This is a genomic window from Streptomyces sp. NPDC048057 (genome assembly GCF_040653095.1).
In the GTDB taxonomy this organism is placed as follows: domain Bacteria; phylum Actinomycetota; class Actinomycetes; order Streptomycetales; family Streptomycetaceae; genus Streptomyces.
Genome location: NZ_JBEZNF010000014.1, coordinates 95,033 through 111,044, shown reverse-complemented (window position 1 = coordinate 111,044; position 16,012 = coordinate 95,033). Strand labels below are relative to the sequence as shown.

At 72.9% G+C, this 16,012-nt stretch carries 8 protein-coding genes; all 8 read right to left on the bottom strand.

Annotated elements, in window-relative coordinates:
• Positions 1-23 precede the first annotated feature (23 nt).
• Positions 24-1,583: an alpha/beta hydrolase gene (locus tag AB0E05_RS18305; RefSeq protein ID WP_361964516.1), complete on the bottom strand. Its 1,560-nt coding sequence runs from the start codon at positions 1,581-1,583 to the stop codon at positions 24-26.
• 77 nt (positions 1,584-1,660) lie between these two features.
• Positions 1,661-2,866 carry a DNA polymerase III subunit delta' gene (locus AB0E05_RS18300; RefSeq protein WP_361964514.1) on the bottom strand — a complete coding sequence of 402 codons (1,206 nt, stop codon included), beginning with the start codon at positions 2,864-2,866 and terminating at the stop codon, positions 1,661-1,663.
• 165 nt (positions 2,867-3,031) lie between these two features.
• Positions 3,032-6,436, bottom strand: coding sequence for a dTMP kinase (gene tmk, locus AB0E05_RS18295; protein ID WP_361964512.1), 3,405 nt, complete (start codon positions 6,434-6,436; stop codon positions 3,032-3,034).
• A 215-nt stretch (positions 6,437-6,651) separates the two neighbouring features.
• Complete coding sequence (gene topA / locus AB0E05_RS18290) at positions 6,652-9,510, bottom strand: type I DNA topoisomerase (protein WP_361964510.1); 2,859 nt, start codon at positions 9,508-9,510, stop codon at positions 6,652-6,654.
• A gap of 479 nt (positions 9,511-9,989) precedes the next feature.
• The gene (locus AB0E05_RS18285; RefSeq protein ID WP_361964508.1) at positions 9,990-10,187 is read right to left on the bottom strand and encodes a hypothetical protein; all 198 of its coding nucleotides are present in this window, start codon (positions 10,185-10,187) and stop codon (positions 9,990-9,992) included.
• 535 nt (positions 10,188-10,722) lie between these two features.
• Entirely contained in the window at positions 10,723-12,288 is a 1,566-nt protein-coding gene (locus tag AB0E05_RS18280; protein ID WP_361964506.1) for a class I SAM-dependent methyltransferase, read from the bottom strand.
• A gap of 139 nt (positions 12,289-12,427) precedes the next feature.
• The gene (locus tag AB0E05_RS18275) at positions 12,428-13,018 is read right to left on the bottom strand and encodes a small secreted protein (protein ID WP_361964504.1); all 591 of its coding nucleotides are present in this window, start codon (positions 13,016-13,018) and stop codon (positions 12,428-12,430) included.
• Between the two features lie 296 nt (positions 13,019-13,314).
• Positions 13,315-15,732, bottom strand: a complete 2,418-nt coding sequence (locus AB0E05_RS18270; RefSeq protein WP_361964502.1) for a sodium-translocating pyrophosphatase — start codon at positions 15,730-15,732, stop codon at positions 13,315-13,317.
• Between the last annotated feature and the right edge of the window lie 280 nt (positions 15,733-16,012).

Here is a 16,012-nt window from a genome sequence, read left to right as displayed (position 1 = left end):
TCAGCGGCGGCGCGCGCCGGGGGTCAGCGGCAGCGTTTGCCGTCCGGGGGGACCGTGCCTTCGAGGAGGTAGGTGTTGATCGCGGTGTCGATGCAGTCGCTGCCGCGGCCGTACGCCGTGTGGCCGTCGCCGTCGTACGTCAGCAGGGTGCCGGAGGAGAGCTGGGACGCCAGGGACTGCGACCACTTGTAGGGGGTCGCCGGGTCGCGGGTGGTGCCGACGACGAGGAGGGGGGCGGCGCCCTTGGCCTCGATGCGGTGGGGGGTGCCGGTGGCCGGGCTGGGCCAGTAGGAGCAGTTCAGGGCCGACCAGGCGAAGTTCCGGCCGAAGACGGGGGACGCCTGTTGGAAGTCCGGGACCGCGGCCTCCACCTGGGCGACGTCGGTGAAGGCGGGCGGGGAGTCGAGGCAGTTCACGGCGGCGTTGGCGAACATCAGGTTCGCGTAGCTGCCGTCCGGGTCGCGCTCGTAGTACGTGTCGGCGAGGCCGAGGAGCGCGGCGCCGTCGCCGGCCACCGCGCTGGTGAGGGCGGTGCGGAGCTGGGGCCAGGCGGCCTCGTCGTACATCGCGGTGAGCACGCCCGTGGTGGCCAGCGACTCGCCGAGTGCGCGGTCGGTGCCGGTGGGGACGGGCTCGGCGTCCACGTCGGCGAAGAACTCGGCGAGGCGGTCGGAGGCGTCCGCCGCCGACGTGGTGCCCAGCGGGCAGTCCTCGCGCTTGACGCAGTCCTGCGCGAACGACCGGAACGCGGTCTCGAAGCCCGCCGTCTGGTCGCGGTTCAGCTCGCGGGCCGACAGGGAGGGGTCCATCGCGCCGTCGAGCACCAGCCGGCCGGTGCGGGCGGGGAAGAGTTCGGCGTACGTCGCGCCGAGGAAGGTGCCGTAGGAGGCGCCGACGTACGAGAGCTTCGCGTCGCCGAGCACGGCGCGCAGCACGTCCATGTCGCGGGCCGCGTCCGCGGTGGAGACGTGCGGGAGGACCCGGCCGGAGCGCTTCTTGCACCCCTCGGCGAAGCCCTTCAGCGAGTCGGTCAGCCGGGCCGCCTCCAGCGGGGTGTCCGGGGTCTGGTCGACCTGGGTGTGCTGGTCCATGCCCTTGCCGTCGAGGCACTCGATCGGCTCGCTGCGGGCCACGCCGCGCGGGTCCATGGCGACCACGTCGTAGCGGGCACGGACGGGGGCGGGGTAGCCGATGCCCGCGTACGCCTGGAGGTATTCGACCGCGGAGCCGCCCGGGCCGCCCGGGTTCACGTGGAGCGAGCCGATGCGGTCGCCGGGGCCGGTGGCCTTCTTGCGGGCGACGGCCAGCTTCACGGAGTCACCGGTGGGCTTGGCGTAGTCCAGGGGGGCCTTCAGCGTGGCGCACTGGAAGCCCTCCGCCCCGCAGTCCCGCCACGACAGCTTCTGCGCGTAGTACGGCTTCAGCGCTGCGGAGGGGGCGGTGCGGGCGTCGCCGGCACCCGCGCCCGGGCCGCCCGAGGTGGCGGTGGAGGGCGAGGAGTCCCCGGTGGTGCAGCCGGAGAGCAGGGCGCCCGTCGCGGCCAGGGCGAGGGCGGAGCTGCGGAGGAAACGCCGTGGGTCCATCCCCGGAGCGTAGGCGAGGAGGCCGCCGCCCGTGCCCCTGCCTCACCCGTACGAGGACGGCCGCGGGGCTGCGCGGCTCAGCCGGTGCGCAGCGCCATCGTCATCGCCTCCACCGCCAGCAGCGGGGCGACGTTCGCCTCCAGGGCCTCCCGGCAGGAGACGACCGCCTGTATCCGGCGCAGGGTGCGCTCGGGCGTGGACGCGCGGGCGATCCGGTCGAGGGCGTCGCGCACGTCGGTGTTGGCGAGGGCGATCTCGCTGCCGAGCTGGAGGGCGAGCACGTCCCGGTAGAAACCGGTCAGGTCGCTGAGCGCCAGGTCGAGGCTGTCCCGCTGGGTACGCGTACGGCGGCGCTTCTGGCGGTCCTCCAGCTCCTTCATCGCACCGGCGGTGCCCCGCGGCATCCGGCCGCCCTGCGCGGCGCCGAGCGCGGTCTTCAGCTCCTCCGCCTCCCGGACGTCCAGCTCCTCCGCGACCTGCTTCGCGTCGTCCGCCGCCGCGTCGATCAGCTCCTGGGCCGCCTTGAGGCAGCCGCCGACGTCGTCCACGCGCAGCGGCAGCTTCAGCACGGTGGCCCGGCGCGCCCGGGCCCGCTCGTCGGTGGCCAGCCGGCGGGCGCGGTCGATGTGGCCCTGGGTGGCCCGGGCCGCGGCAGCCGCGGCGTCGGGCTCGATGCCGTCCCGCCTGATCAGGACGTCCGCGACGGCCGCGACCGGGGGCGTACGCAGCGTCAGATGGCGGCAGCGCGAACGGATCGTCGGCAGCACGTCCTCCAGGGACGGCGCGCACAGCAGCCACACGGTGCGCGGCGCGGGCTCCTCGACGGCCTTCAGCAGCACGTTGCCGGCGCCCTCCGTGAGACGGTCGGCGTCCTCCAGGATGATCACCTGCCAGCGGCCGATGGCCGGGGAGAGCTGGGCGCGACGGACCAGGTCGCGGGTCTCCTTGACGCCGATGGAGAGCAGGTCGGTGCGGACCACCTCCACGTCCGCGTGCGTCCCCACGAGCGCGGTGTGGCAGCCGTCGCAGAACCCGCAGCCGGGCGCGCCGCCCAGCGCGCGATCGGGGCTGACGCACTGGAGCGCGGCGGCGAAGGCGCGCGCCGCGGTGTCCCGGCCGGCGCCGGGCGGGCCGGTGAACAGCCACGCGTGCGTCATCTTGGACGCCTCGGGGGGCGGGGTGCCCTCGGCGGCGGCGGTGACGAGCGCGTCGGCGTCCCGCGCGGCTGCCGCGAGCTGCTCCTGCACCCGCTCCTGACCGACGAGGTCGTCCCACACGGCCATGCGCCGTCACCCTTCCTTCTTGCTCTCCTGCATCGCGTACCGACCGGGTTCCATTGTGGACGCTGGGTGTGACAGCGCGGGCCCGGAGCGTACGAGAACGTCCTTCCGACACGCCCGTACCCGTACGCATACGTCCTGCATACGGGTACGGGTGCGGGTCACGCGTCAGCGGCGGCGCCTGCGGCGGCCGTCCCCGTCGTCGTGCGGGCCGAGGAGTTCGTCCGCGAGCGACGGCAGGTCGTCGAGCGGGGTCTCCTCCGCCCAGTCGGAACGGCGCCGGGAGCCGTCGGCTCCCACGGCGTCCGGGTCGACCTGCGGCAGTTCGCGCGTGCGGTCGTTGGGCCCGACGGCGTCGTCGCCGCCCTGCTCGTCCCGCTCGTCCCGCTCGTCGCGTCCGTCTCGCTCGTCACGTCCGTCCAGCTCGTCGCGGAAGAAGCCCTGCGGCACCCGGTCCGCCGGCGCCTCGTCGCCGACGGCCGGCAGCACGGCCGTCTTCTCGACATCGCGCTCATCACCTGAATCACGCGAGTCACGCGAGCCACGTGCGTCCCGCGGATCCCGCACCGGCGGCAGCACCGCCGTCTCCTCGACGTCCCGTTCGTCACGCGAGTCACGCGCAGCACGCTTGTCACGCGCACCCCGCTCGGTCGCCTCCGACGCGACCCGCGGAACCTCCTGCGTCACATCGTCCGGACGGACGATCGGCGTCGGCACGGTGACCTCGTTCGCGGATTCCTCGGCCGCAACCGCCGCGGCAGCCGCAGCCTCAGCCGCCTCGGCCTCCGCCGCCGCCTTCCGCCGGGCTTCCTCTTCGGCCTCCTCGGCCGCCCGCCGCGCCTCTTCCTCCGCCTTCCGGCGCGCTTCTTCCTCCGCCTTGCGCCGCGCCTCTTCCTCCGCGGCCCTGCGCGCCTCCTCGGCCCGCAGCAGCGCCTCCTCCGCCTTGCGCTGCTTCTCCAGCCGCCGCGCCTCGGCCTCCTCGCGCAGCCGCTTCTGCTCCTCCGCCAGCTGGCGCAGCCGCTCCTGCTCCTCAAGCCGGGCCTTCTCCTCGGCCTCCCGCTTGCGGCGCTCCTCCTCGGCGAGGCGCCTGGCCTCCTCGGCGCGCTGACGCGCCTCCTCCGCCTGGCGTTCGGCCTCGCGCTGCCGCGCGGCCTCCTCCTCCGCCTTCCGGCGCGCCTCTTCCTCCGCGCGCAGCCGGGCCAACTGTTCCTGGCGCTCCCGCTCCAGGCGCTCCTCCTCGGCCTTGCGCGCGGCCTCTTCCTCCACCTTGCGCCGGGCCTCCTCCTCGGCCGCCCTGCGGGCCTCCTCCTGCGCCTTCACCTCGGCGGCGGAGAGCGGCAGCATGCGGTCCAGGCGGTGGCGCACCGCGGTGGTGACGGACTCGGGCTCCAGCCCGGCGTCCACCACCAGGTAGCGCCCCGGGTCCGCGGCGGCCAGCGTGAGGAAGCCGGCGCGCACCCGCTGGTGGAACTCCACCGGCTCCGACTCCAACCGGTCCGGCGCCTCCGTGAAGCGTTCGCGCGCGGCCTCCGGCGAGACGTCCAACAGCACCGTCAGATGCGGAACGAGTCCGTCCGTGGCCCAGCGCGAGATCCGGGCGATCTCCGTCGGGGACAGGTCGCGGCCCGCGCCCTGGTACGCGACGGACGAGTCGATGTAGCGGTCCGAGATCACCACGGCGCCGCGCTCCAGCGCGGGCCGGATCACGGAACCGACGTGTTCGGCGCGGTCGGCGGCGTACAGCAGCGCCTCGGCGCGGTTCGACAGCCCCGCGGACGACACGTCCAGCAGGATCGAGCGGAGCCGCTTGCCGACCGGGGTGGCCCCCGGCTCGCGCGTGACGACGACCTCGTGGCCCTTGCCGCGGATCCACTCGGCGAGCGCCTCGACCTGGGTGGACTTCCCGGCGCCGTCGCCGCCCTCCAGGGCGATGAAGAAGCCGGTGTCGGCGGGGGCCTGCTGCGGGTCGGCGCCGCGCCGCAGCGCGTCCCCGAGGTCACGCCGCAGCGGTACGCCGGACCGGTCGTCGGTCTTCGCCAGGACGACCGCGGCGACCGGCAGCAGCAGCGCGCCGACCAGCATCAGCGTGAAGGCCGCGCCGCCGTGCGCGAAGACGACGTCGCCGCCGGCCAGCCGGTGGGGACCGATGACCGCGGCGAGCAGCGGCGCCGCCAGGGCGCCGCCGGCCATGGCCACGCGCACGACCGCCTGGAGGTGCTCGGTCATCCGGCCGCGCCGGGACTCCTCCGTCTCCTGGTCGATGAGCGCGTGCCCGGTGTGCGCGGCGACACCGGCCGCGAAGCCGGCCACCGCGGCGATGAACAGCACGGTCGCGGTGTCCGGGACCAGCCCGGCCGCCAGCAGCGCGACACCGGTGACGGCGAGCGCGAGGGCCAGCAGCCGCCGGCGCGACAGGGCCGGCAGCACGGACGGGGCGCTCCGGATGCCGAGCCCGGTGCCGCCGGTCAGGGCGAGGACGAGCAGGGCGTACGCGGCGGGCCCGCCGCCGAGGTCGAAGGCGTGCAGCACGGAGACGGCGACGGCGGCGGAGATCGCCGCGGCCACCGCCCCGCAGCCCAGCACGAGCAGCGGTACGGCGCCGGTCCGGCCCTTGTCCGTGACCCGACCGCCGTCGGCGGTGCCGGCTGCCACGGGCCGGCGCAGCCCCTCCAGCGGGGAGCGCGGGCGCGGCGTCTGCCCACCGGGCAGGGTGACGAAGTACAGCACCGAGACGGACGCGGCGAAGAGTCCGGCCGCGACGTACGAGCCGAGGGCGGCCTGGTGCGTGGCGAACCACTCCACGCCCTGGCCCAGCAACTCCCCGAGGAGGGAGGCCACGAGCAGGACGACCGCCGCGGCCGGGATCACCACGAAGGACGTGCGCAGCCACAGCCGGCGCAGCGCGTCGAGGTGGTCCGGCAGCGGGCGCACGGCGGCGCCCTCCGGCGGCGGCGCGGGCAGCAGCGCGGGTGCGGCGCCGTCGCGCGCGACGGTCCAGAAGCGTTCCGCGGCACCCGTGACGAGGACGGTGCCCAGCAGGAAGAGGGGGGCGTTCGCCGGCGTCCAGTCGATCCACAGCGGGGCGACGACCAGCAGCCCGAGCCGTACCCCGTCCGCGCCGATCATCGTCCAGCGGCGGTCGAGCGGTCCCTTGTCCGCGGTGAGCGTGGTCAGCGGGCCGAGCAGTACGGCGCCGAACAGCAACGTGGCGAAGACCCGGACGCCGAGCACGGCGGCCACGGCGAGCGCCGCGCCCCGGTACCCGTCGCCGAAGGTGCCTTCGCTGACGGCCGCCTGAAGGGTCAGCAGCACCAGCACGAGGACCACGAGGGCGTCCCCGACGCCCCCGACGACCTGTGCGTGCCACAGCCGCCGCAGCGACGGCACGCGCAGCAGGGACCGCAGGGCGCGCTCGCGGCTGTCGGCCGCGAGGAGGTCGTCCACGGCCGCGGGTTCCGGTGCGGCGGCGGATGCAGGTGCGGATGCGGGTGCAGGTGTGCCGGAGTCTGAGGCCGTCTCTGAGACGGTGCCCACGACCGCCTTCTGCTCGGGTGGCTGCTCGGCTCGCGTCATCCGCCCAGCCTATCCGGAGCGCCGTGCTCCCCGAAGGCCCGTCCGAACATGTGCGCGGGTCGGCGAGTCGCGGTGCGTACGGCGTATACGGCACGTACGGAACCGGTCACCCAGGGTCCGGATCCGGCCGTACGGGGCACAGCGGCGCACCCGGGGCGCGCGACATGCGAAGGGCGCCCCGACACACGCCGGGGCGCCCTTCGCATCAAGCTGCGCTACTCGTCCGTGGCTCGCGCCGCGGTCTTCTTCGCCGCCGTCTTCTTCGCGGGAGCGGCCTTCTTCGCCGCCGCCGCCGTCTTCTTCGCCGCGGCCTTCTTGGCCGGGGCGGCCTTCTTCGCCGTCGCCTTCTTGGCCGGCGCCTTCTTGGCCGGCGCCTTCTTCACGGCCTTCTTCGCCGTCTTCTTGGCGGGGCCCTTCGCGCGCTTCTCGGCCAGCAGCTCGTAACCGCGCTCCGGCGTGATCGTCTCGACGCTGTCGGCGGTCCGCAGGGTCGCGTTCGTCTCGCCGTCCGTGACGTACGGACCGAACCGCCCGTCCTTGACGACCACCGGCCGCTCGCTGACGGGGTCCGTCCCCAGCTCCTTCAGCGGCGGCTTGGCCGCGGCCCGACCGCGCTGCTTGGGCTGGGCGTAGATCGCCAGCGCCTGCTCCAGCGTGATCGTGAAGAGCTGGTCCTCGCTCTCCAGCGAGCGCGAGTCGGTGCCCTTCTTCAGGTACGGGCCGTAGCGGCCGTTCTGTGCGGTGATCTCCACGCCCTCGGCGTCGGCGCCCACGACGCGCGGCAGCGACATCAACCGCAGCGCGTCCTCCAGCGTGACGGTGTCCAGCGACATGGTCTTGAAGAGCGACGCGGTCCGCGCCTTCACCGCGTTCTTGCCGGTCTTCGGGGTGCCCTCGGGCAGGACCTCGGTGACGTACGGGCCGTAGCGCCCGGCCTTCGCCACGATCTCGTTCCCCGAGACCGGGTCCTTGCCCAGCGCGAAGTCGCCGCTCGGCTTGGCCAGCAGCTCCTCCGCGTACTCCACGGTCAGCTCGTCGGGCGCGAGGTCTTCGGGCACGTCGGCCCGCTGGTGCTCCTCCGCGCCCTTCTCGCCGCGCTCGACGTACGGGCCGAACCGGCCCACGCGCAGCACGATGTCGTTGCCGACGGGGAAGCTGGAGATCTCCCGGGCGTCGATCGCGCCCAGGTCGGTGACCAGGGCCTTCAGTCCGCCGAGGTGGTCGCCGTCGCCGTTGCCCGCGTCGGCCGCCGAGCCGCCGCTGGCGTCGGTGTCCACGCCGAAGTAGAAGCGCTTCAGCCACGGCACCGCCTGCGCCTCGCCCCGCGCGATGCAGTCGAGGTCGTCCTCCATCTTGGCGGTGAAGTCGTAGTCGACGAGCCGGCCGAAGTGCTTCTCCAGCAGGTTGACCACGGCGAAGCTCAGGAAGGACGGCACCAGGGCCGTGCCCTTCTTGAAGACGTAACCGCGGTCGAGGATCGTGCCGATGATCGACGCGTACGTGGAGGGGCGACCGATCTCGCGCTCCTCCAGCTCCTTGACCAGCGACGCCTCGGTGTAGCGGGCGGGCGGCTTGGTGGCGTGCCCGTCGACCGTGATCTCCTCGGCGGACAGCCGGTCGCCCTCGCCGACCTGCGGCAGCCGGCGCTCGCGGTCGTCCAGCTCGGCGTTCGGGTCGTCCGCGCCCTCGACGTACGCCTTCATGAAGCCGTGGAAGGTGATCGTCTTGCCGGACGCGGTGAACTCGGCGTCCCGGCCGTCCGACGCCGTCCCCGCGATCTTGACGGTGACGGAGTCCCCGACGGCGTCCTTCATCTGGGAGGCGACGGTCCGCTTCCAGATCAGCTCGTACAGCCGGAACTGGTCACCGGTCAGCCCGGTCTCGGCGGGGGTGCGGAAACGATCACCCGAAGGGCGAATCGCCTCGTGTGCCTCCTGCGCGTTCTTCACCTTGCCCGCGTACGTCCGGGGCTTCTCGGGCAGGTAGTCCCGTCCGTACAACTGCGTCACCTGCGCCCGCGCCGCGGCGACCGCGGTCTCGGAGAGCGTGGTGGAGTCCGTACGCATGTAGGTGATGAAGCCGTTCTCGTACAGCTTCTGCGCGACCTGCATGGTGGCCTTCGCGCCGAAGCCGAGCTTCCGGGAGGCTTCCTGCTGCATCGTCGTGGTGCGGAAGGGCGCGTACGGGGAGCGGCGGTACGGCTTGGACTCGACCGAGCGGACCGAGAAGGAGGTGTCGGCGAGCGCGGCGGCGAGCGCGCGGGCGTTCGCCTCGTCGAGGTGCAGCACCTGGCCGGAACCGGACTTGAGCTGCCCGTCGGAGCCGAAGTCACGGCCCTGGGCGACGCGCCGGCCGTCGACCGCGGCGAGCCGGGCGGTCAGGGTGGACGGGTCGGACGGATCGCCGGCGCGGCCGGTGGAGAAGGTGCCGGTCAGGTCCCAGTACTCGGCGGAGCGGAACGCGATGCGCTCGCGCTCGCGCTCGACGACGAGCCGGGTCGCGACGGACTGCACGCGACCGGCCGACAGCCGCGGCATGACCTTCTTCCACAGGACCGGCGAGACCTCGTAGCCGTACAGGCGGTCGAGGATCCGGCGGGTCTCCTGGGCCTCGACCATCCGCTGGTTCAGCTCGCGCGGATTGGCGACGGCGTCGCGGATCGCGTCCTTGGTGATCTCGTGGAAGACCATCCGGTGGACGGGGACCTTGGGCTTGAGGACCTCCAGGAGGTGCCAGGCGATGGCCTCGCCCTCGCGGTCCTCATCGGTGGCGAGGTAGAGCTCGTCGGACTGGGCCAGCTGCTCCTTGAGCTTCTTGACCTGCGCCCGCTTGTCGGCGTTGACGACGTAGACGGGCTGGAAGTCGTGCTCGACGTCGACGCCGAGGCGACGGACCTCGCCCGTGTACTTCTCCGGCACCTCGGCGGCGCCGTTGGGGAGGTCGCGGATGTGCCCGACGCTCGCCTCGACGACATAGCCGGGGCCGAGGTAGCCCTTGATCGTCTTCGCCTTGGCAGGCGACTCGACGATCACGAGTCGGCGACCGCCTCGCGCGGTCTCGCTGGTCGGGGACAACTTCGCTCTTCTCTCCGGTCGAGGCTCGGTGTTCGGTTCGGCGGCCCCGGGTGGGGTCGCGTGCGGCCGGGTGGCGCGGCGTGCTGCTGCCGCCGCTGCGGAGTGTGACGGTACAACCCGCCCCCGTGTCAAACGGCGAAAGCCCACAACGGCCACTCGAACGGTAACCCGAGTCCGACCGTTCCTGCCGCCCGGACCGACACGCCGGTGGGGCGGGAAGTCCGGGTCGCGGGGTTCCGACGGCTGCCGCGACGGCATCGCCGCCGGGTGCGAAAGGGGCCGCTCGGGTGCGGTGCGGGGTACGGGGAGGGTGCGCCGGCGGGGCGGTGCGCGCGGTGCGTGGCGCCCTGCGTGATGAGGTGATCACCGGCCCGGTCGGGGCGTGGTCGGCGGGCGCGGAAGAAGGCCGAAGCGCAGCGGCGGGGCGGCCGTCGAGTGCGCGAGGTGTCCCGCAGGTCACGCGCCCGGCCGCCCCGCGGTCACATCCGGGTCAGACACCACAGCCCGAGGGCGAGGGAGGCCGCGCCCGACAGCGCCGTCAGGGCGACGGCCGCGCCCGGACTCACCCCGGCCGCGACGGGCGCGCGGTGCGCGACCCGTACCCCGGTCCACACCAACAGCCCGACCCCGAACAGCCCGAACGCCGCTCCCGCGAAGATCGCCGGCCCGCTCTCCATGTGCGCACCCCGCCCTTCTTTGAGTCCTGCCCAGCAAGACCCCAGAGGCTGGCACCCCGGAGCGTCCCCCACGCGAATTCCGCATGAACGCCACGCCACTTCACCCACCCGGCCCCGCGGAAGCGCCCGCGCCCTGCGCCTGCGCCCGCCGCGGGCACACCCGCCATAGCCCCATCCGTACGTTGGCCTCCGCGGCCCGGTGGTGGGCCTGGCGCGCAGTTCCTCCCCCCCCGTGCCCTGGGGGTAGGTGGTGGTACCCCCAGCGCCCCAAAACCCTCGTCCACGGCCCGCAGACGAACGGCGGGGCCGGCACATCAGGGGCGCGGGGAACTGCGCGAGCAACCACCCGCCGTCCGCAGAGATCGACGCCCCCACGAGGGCAAGCGGCGCGTACGCCCAGGGGCACTGGGCCCCACGCCCCTGGGCACAGGGGGCGGAACTGCGCGCCAGGCCCACCGCCGGGCCGCGGAGACCAAGAAGTCCCGCCGGGAAACGGCGGGGGTGCCCAGGAGCGCGAGCCCCCTCGCGCACCCCCTCACCCCCGCAAGGACACCGGCACCAAGAAGCCCTCGCCCACCAACAACCGCAGCGCCCCCGGCGTCCGGTCCCGCAGTCCCACCGGGTCCTCCCCCAGCAGCTGCGCGATCGCGTCCAGGATGCGCCCCGCGCTCAACGACCCGTCGCACGCGCCGGCGAACCCCGCTCCGACCGTGTCGACCTTCGTCGCCCGCCGCACCCCGCGCCCCTGCCGCAGCACCACGTGCTCCGGGTGCTCCTCGCCGGGCTCCCCGACCTGCTCCTGGACGACGTCCGCGGCGAGCACGAAGTGGTCGGCGAGCAGCGCCGCGTCGTCGTGCGTGCGCAAGTAGTCCTGGCGGGCGAAGTGCGCGACGACGGCCTCGCCCAGCGGCTGTTCCACCGGGTGCGGCCACTCCTCCACCACGATCGACGGCTGCTCCGCCGCAGCCTTCCGCAGCGTGATCCAGCCGAAGCCGACCGCCTTGGTGCGCCGCGCGTCGAACTCGTCCAGCCACTCCTCGTACCGCGCCGCGTACCGCGCGGGGTCGCCCCGGTGGTCGCCGCTGTCGCGCAGCCACAGCTCGGCGTACTGCGTGGCGTCCTGCACCTCGCGCTGGACGATCCACGCGTCGCAGCCGCGCGGCACCCACGCCCGTACGCGGTCCTGCCAGTCCTCGCCGTCCACGTGCTCCCAGTTGGCCAGGAACTGCGCGTACCCGCCGTCGTTCAGCCGTTCGCCGGCCTGCTGGACGAGGGTGCGGCACAGGTCGTCGCCGGCCATTCCGCCGTCCCGGTACGTGAGGCGGGCGCCGGGCGAGATCACGAACGGCGGGTTCGACACGATGAGGTCGTACGTCCCGTTCGCGACGGGCTCGAAGAGGGAGCCGGTCAGCAGCTCGGCCTCCGGGGCGCCGGAGAGGGCGAGCGTGAGCCGGGTGAAGTCGAGGGCCCGCGGGTTGAGGTCGGTCGCGGTGACGCGCGTGGCGTGGCGGGCGGCGTGCAGCGCCTGGATGCCGGAGCCGGTGCCGAGGTCGAGCGCGGCGGCGACGGGGGTGCGCACGGTGATGCCGGCGAGCGTGGTGGAGGCACCGCCGACGCCGAGGACGACGCCTTCGCCCTGGCCGCCGGCGCCGGCCGCGCCACCGACGGCGCACCCGAGGTCGGAGACGATGAACCAGTCCTCGCCGGTGGGCCCGCCGTAGGGCCGTACGTCGACGGTCGCGCGCACGGCTGCACCGCCGTCACCCGTCCCGCCACCCCCGCCGTCGGCGTCGCCGTCGCCGTCGTCCGCGACGAGCCAGCCGTCGGCGAGGCATTCGGCCACCGGGAGGACGGCCGCGGCCCGCTGGTACGCCACGGGCTGCTGGAGCAGGAAGAGCCGTACGAGCGCGTCCAGGGCGCCGTCGCCACGGGTGGCCCGGAGTGCGGGCACGGTCTCGCTGCGGGCGAGCGCGGCGTACGCGGGGGCTCCGAGCAGCTCCAACAGGCCGTCGGCGGTGAAGTCCGCGGCGAGCAGGGCGGCGCGGAGGCCGGGCGCGTGGTCGGGCGAGGGGATCCGGGGGATGACTGCGGTCGTACTCACCCGCTCATTGTCCCCGGATCGTCCGCGCGAGGACGCGCGCCACCGGCCCGTCAGGCTGACGGACCCTTCGAAGCGGCGGACCCGTCAGGCCGACGGAGTCAGCTCGACGGACCCGCCACGGGGACGTCACGGGAGGACGTCACGGCGCGGTGGACCCCGACGCACCGCCCGACTTCGGCGGGGTGACGACCTTCACCGGCTTGCAGCCCTGCTGCTTCGCCATCGCCCGGCCGGTCTCGCTGTCCCGGAGCTTGTTCCAGGCGTTCTCGTTCTCCTCGACCTTCGCGAGGCCGTCCGCGACGGCCTTGAGGCCGTCCGCGAAGGTCTGCTGGTCCTGGACGTCGAGGCCGTCCATCTGCTTCTTCAGCTCGACGTACGACTTGGCGTTCGCGTCGCGCTCGGCGACGGCTGCCTTGACGAGTTCCGCGTCCTTCTCGACGGGAGTGGTGCCCGCGCCGTTGAAGGCGGCGGCGAACGCCTTGTTCGCGTCGGCCAGGTCCTGGAACGCCTTGGAGTCGGCCGCCTGGATGTCGGCCGGCTTGCCGTCGGTCGCGGTCGAGCGGATGAGCTGCTCGGCCTCTGCCTTGCTCTTGAACTGGGCCTTCGCCTGGTCGCAGTACTTCTTGGCCCAGTCGTCGACCGTGTTCTTTTCCTCGCTGCTGCCGCAGCCGGACAGTGCGAGTACCAGTACCGCGCCACCGGACAGTGCAGTTGCAAGCTTCTTGTTCACCGGATCGGTCCCTTCCAAGGCTCCTTGCGCCCCGGAACTTACACGCCAAGTGGGCGACATTCGCCAGCCGAAGGTCAGGTTCATGTGCTATTGCAGCCATTTGCACCAAGGGTGACAGGGAGAGACAAGACACACCGCGTGAATCGGCCCGGTCCGTCCGCCCGCCGTCCCTCGGGGGGACGAGCGGACGGACGGACCGGGCGAACGGGCACGTGTCGGGCGTCCCGGCTGTCCCGGGTGCCCCGGGTGCCCCGGGTCTCCTGGCTGTCCCGGCCTTCCCGGGTGCCTATCTCACGTCACGTCTGCACGGCCGCGGGGTCGGCGGACTTGGCCCCGTGCTCCGCGCCCTTGACGCTGGGTTCGTCGTCGCCGACGGTGATGCCGCGCCGCTTGGACACGTACACCGAACCGACGATGACGGCGATGGCGAGGCCCGCGATCAGCGCTCGGACGCCGTCGCTGGCGTCCTCGCCGTAACTGAACTGGACGACCGCCGGTGCGATCAGCAGCGCCACCAGGTTCATCACCTTGAGCAGCGGGTTGATCGCGGGGCCCGCCGTGTCCTTGAACGGGTCGCCGACGGTGTCGCCGATGACGGTGGCGGCGTGGGCCTCACTGCCCTTGCCGCCGTGGTGGCCGTCCTCGACGAGCTTCTTGGCGTTGTCCCACGCGCCACCGGAGTTGGCGAGGAAGACGGCCATCAGCGTGCCGGTGCCGATGGCGCCCGCGAGGAACGCGCCGAGCGCCCCGACGCCGAGCGAGAAGCCGACGGCGATGGGGGTGAGCACGGCGAGCAGCCCCGGGGTGGCCAGTTCGCGCAGGGCGTCCTTGGTGCAGATGTCGACGACCCGGCCGTACTCCGGCTTCTCGGTGTAGTCCATGATCCCGGGGTGCTCGCGGAACTGCCGCCGCACCTCGTAGACCACGGCACCGGCCGAGCGCGCCACCGCGTTGATCGCCAGACCGGAGAAGAGGAAGACGACCGCGGCGCCGAGGACGAGCCCGACGAGGTTGTTGGGCTGGGAGATGTCCATCACCAGGTTGACGGGTGCCCCGTCGCCCAGTTTCTCGCCGACGTCCCGCGCGGCGGTGGCGATGGCGTCGCGGTACGAGCCGAAGAGCGCCGCTGCCGCCAGTACGGCGGTGGCGATGGCGATCCCCTTGGTGATGGCCTTGGTGGTGTTGCCGACGGCGTCCAGGTCGGTGAGGACCCGGGCGCCGGCGCCCTCGACGTCGCCGGACATCTCGGCGATGCCCTGCGCGTTGTCGGAGACCGGACCGAAGGTGTCCATCGCGACGATCACGCCGACGGTGGTCAGCAGGCCGGTGCCGGCGAGCGCCACCGCGAAGAGCGCCAGCGTGATCGTCGCGCCGCCGAGCAGGAACGCGCCGTACACGCCGAGGCCGATCAGCAGCGCCGTGTAGACGGCGGACTCCAGGCCGACGGAGATGCCGGCGAGGATGACGGTGGCGGGACCGGTGAGGGACGACTTGCCGATGTCCTTGACCGGGCGCCGGCTGGTCTCGGTGAAGTAGCCGGTGAGCTGTTGGATCAGGGCGGCGAGCACGATGCCGATGGCGACGGCGACGAGCGCGAGCACGCGCGGATCGCCGTCGTTCGTCTTGATGGCCGCCTCGGTGACGCCGTCCAGGTCGGCGTAGGAAGAGGGCAGATAGGTGAAGACCGCCGTGGCGACGAGCGCCAGGGAGATCACGGCGGAGATGAAGAAGCCGCGGTTGATGGCGGTCATGCCGCTGCGGTCGGCGCGCCGCGGGGCGACCGCGAAGATGCCGATCATCGCGGTGACCACGCCGATCGCCGGAACGATCAACGGAAAGGCGAGTCCGGCGTCGCCGAAGGCCGCCTTGCCCAGGATGAGGGCCGCGACGAGGGTCACGGCGTACGACTCGAAGAGGTCGGCGGCCATGCCCGCACAGTCGCCGACGTTGTCGCCCACGTTGTCGGCGATGGTCGCCGCGTTGCGCGGGTCGTCCTCGGGGATGCCCTGCTCCACCTTGCCCACGAGGTCGGCTCCGACGTCCGCGGCCTTGGTGAAGATGCCGCCGCCGACCCTCATGAACATGGCGATCAGAGCGGCCCCGAGTCCGAAGCCCTCCAGCACCTTGGGGGCGTCCGCCGCGTAGACGAGGACGACGCAGGAGGCGCCGAGCAGACCGAGGCCGACGGTGAACATGCCGACCACGCCGCCGGTACGGAATGCGATCTTCATTGCACGGTGGGATACCGCCGTCAGATCCTTTTCCGGCTCGCCCGGGCCGGGGGTCGCTTCACGAGCGGCGGCGGCCACCCGCACATTTGCTCGTACGGCCAGCCGCATGCCGATGTAACCGGTGGCCGCCGAGAAGATCGCGCCCACCAGGAAGAACAAAGATCGGCCGGTGCGCTGCGACCAGTCGTCCGCCGGCAGGAGGAACAACAGAAAGAACACCACGACGGCAAAGATGCCGAGTGTGCGTAGCTGCCGGGCGAGATAGGCATTTGCGCCTTCCTGCACCGCCGCCGCGATCTTCTTCATGGACTCGGTGCCTTCGCCGGCCGTCAGCACCTGGCGTACCAGCAGCTGGGCCACGACGAGCGCCGCCACCGCGACCACGGCGATGACGATCACGATGATCCGATTGTCGTCGGTGAGCACCGCGGCCGAGAGAGAGGTGGAGTGATCGATCATTTCCAGATTGGAGAGCCCCGCCATTCGTCCTCCTTGACGTCGTCCAGAGCTCAAGATGTGGACGGATTGTAGGGAGCGGAACCTGATCAAAACAGAGTGCAAGAAATGACAAGTGACCTTCAGGCGCCGCTCGACAAAAGATCAGGTTCCGTAAATGCGCCCGAAAGAGGTAATGGGGCGAAAGCGTTGACGCATGATCAATGATCTATGAAATGATCTGAGAAAAAGAAAAAAGACCCTGCTCAGCAGGGTCTTTTCGAAGGGGGCGTGTCCGGACGTGTCCGACCTGCCCGGCGCCCCGGTT